The organism is Embleya scabrispora DSM 41855 (genome assembly GCF_000372745.1).
GTDB classification, from domain to species: Bacteria; Actinomycetota; Actinomycetes; order Streptomycetales; family Streptomycetaceae; genus Embleya; species Embleya scabrispora.
On record NZ_KB889632.1, the window covers coordinates 1 to 2,811 of the forward strand.

The 2,811-nt window shown below is 57.8% G+C and carries 1 rRNA gene; it reads left to right on the forward strand.

Annotation, left to right across the window (positions count from 1 at the left end):
- Window positions 1–54: 54 nt before the first annotated feature.
- Window positions 55–2,811, forward strand: a 23S ribosomal RNA gene (locus tag A3IC_RS0114400); the annotation flags it as partial.

Here is a 2,811-nt window from a genome sequence, read left to right on the forward strand (position 1 = left end):
GTCTGTGGGAATCGGTTGTTGTTTGAGAACTGCACAGTGGACGCGAGCATCTGTGGCCAAGTTGTTAAGGGCGCACGGTGGATGCCTAGGTACCAGGAACCGATGAAGGACGTGGGAGGCCGCGATAGGCCCCGGGGAGCTGTCAACCGAGCTGTGATCCGGGGGTGTCCGAATGGGGAAACCCGGCAGTCGTCATGGGCTGTCACCCGCACCTGAATATATAGGGTGTGTGGAGGGAACGCGGGGAAGTGAAACATCTCAGTACCCGCAGGAAGAGAAAACAACCGTGATTCCGAGAGTAGTGGCGAGCGAAATCGGATGAGGCTAAACCGGTCACGTGTGATACCCGGCAGGGGTTGCGTGATCGGGGTCGTGGGAGTGTGCTTGATCGGTCTGCCGGCCGGTCGGCGAGTCAGAAACCGTACATGTAGTCGAAGGACATGCGAAAGGTCCGGCGTAGAGGGTAAGACCCCCGTAGACGAAACATGTGCGGCTTGCTTGCGCATTTCCCAAGTAGCACGGGGCCCGAGAAATCCCGTGTGAATCCGGCGGGACCACCCGCTAAGCCTAAATATTCCCTGGTGACCGATAGCGGACTAGTACCGTGAGGGAAAGGTGAAAAGTACCCCGGGAGGGGAGTGAAATAGTACCTGAAACCGTGTGCCTACAAGCCGTGGGAGCGTCGTCATTCGTGCTTTGCGCGGGTGGCCGTGACTGCGTGCCTTTTGAAGAATGAGCCTGCGAGTTTGCGGTGTGTGGCGAGGTTAACCCGTGTGGGGTAGCCGTAGCGAAAGCGAGTCCGAACAGGGCGATTGAGTCGCGCGCCCAAGACCCGAAGCGGAGTGATCTAGCCATGGGCAGGGTGAAGCGCGGGTAAGACCGTGTGGAGGCCCGAACCCACCAGGGTTGAAAACCTGGGGGATGACCTGTGGTTAGGGGTGAAAGGCCAATCAAACTCCGTGATAGCTGGTTCTCCCCGAAATGCATTTAGGTGCAGCGTCGTGTGTTTCTTGCCGGAGGTAGAGCACTGGATTGTTGATGGGCCTCACCAGGTTACTGAGATAAGCCAAACTCCGAATGCCGGTAAGTGAGAGCGCGGCAGTGAGACTGCGGGGGATAAGCTCCGTGGTCGAGAGGGAAACAGCCCAGAGCACCGACTAAGGCCCCCAAGCGTGCGCTAAGTGGGAAAGGATGTGGAGTCGCAGAGACAACCAGGAGGTTGGCTTAGAAGCAGCCACCCTTGAAAGAGTGCGTAATAGCTCACTGGTCAAGTGATTCCGCGCCGATAATGTAGCGGGGCTCAAGCGCACCGCCGAAGTCGTGTCATTCGTACATACAGCCAAGCCTTCGTGGTTCAGGCGTACGGATGGGTAGGGGAGCGTCGTGCAGCGAGTGAAGTCGCGGTGGAAACCAGTGGTGGACGCTGCACGAGTGAGAATGCAGGCATGAGTAGCGAATCACACGTGAGAAACGTGTGCGCCGGATGACCAAGGGTTCCTGGGGCAGGCTAATCCGCCCAGGGTAAGTCGGGACCTAAGGCGAGGCCGACAGGCGTAGTCGATGGACAACGGGTTGATATTCCCGTACCCGCTACGATGCGCCAGCGCTGAACCTCGTGATGTTAAGGCCGTGAAGCCGCCGGGATCCTTCGGGTGAACGGTTTTGGTGGAGCCGCCGAACCAATCGGGTAGTAGGTGAGCGATGGGGTGACGCAGGAAGGTAGTCCAGCCCGGGCGGTGGTAGTCCCGGGGTAAGGGTGTAGGGCGTTGTGTAGGCAAATCCGCACAACACGAGCCTGAGACCTGATGCCGACCCGATTGTGGGGAAGTGGATGATCCTATGCTGCCGAGAAAAGCCTCTAGCGAGTGTCGTGGCGGCCCGTACCCCAAACCGACTCAGGTGGTCAGGTAGAGAATACTAAGGCGTTCGGGTGAACTGTGGTTAAGGAACTCGGCAAAATGCCCCCGTAACTTCGGGAGAAGGGGGGCCATTGCTGGTGATCCGTCTTGCACGGTGAGCTGGTGGTGGCCGCAGAGACCAGCGAGAAGCGACTGTTTACTAAAAACACAGGTCCGTGCGAAGTCGTAAGACGATGTATACGGACTGACGCCTGCCCGGTGCTGGAACGTTAAGGGGACCGGTTAGCTCTTCGGGGCGAGGCTGAGAACTTAAGCGCCAGTAAACGGCGGTGGTAACTATAACCATCCTAAGGTAGCGAAATTCCTTGTCGGGTAAGTTCCGACCTGCACGAATGGCGTAACGACTTCTCGACTGTCTCAACCACAGGCCCGGTGAAATTGCACTACGAGTAAAGATGCTCGTTTCGCGCAGCAGGACGGAAAGACCCCGGGACCTTTACTATAGTTTGATATTGGTGTTCGGTTCGGCTTGTGTAGGATAGGTGGGAGACTGTGAAGCGGACACGCCAGTGTTCGTGGAGTCATCGTTGAAATACCACTCTGGTCGTGCTGGATGTCTAACCTGGGTCCGTGATCCGGATCAGGGACAGTGTCTGATGGGTAGTTTAACTGGGGCGGTTGCCTCCTAAAGGGTAACGGAGGCGCCCAAAGGTTCCCTCATCCTGGTTGGCAATCAGGTGTCGAGTGTAAGTGCACAAGGGAGCTTGACTGTGAGACCGACAGGTCGAGCAGGTGCGAAAGCAGGGACTAGTGATCCGGCGGTGGCTTGTGGAAGCGCCGTCGCTCAACGGATAAAAGGTACCCCGGGGATAACAGGCTGATCTTCCCCAAGAGTCCATATCGACGGGATGGTTTGGCACCTCGATGTCGGCTCGTCGCATCCTGGGGCTGG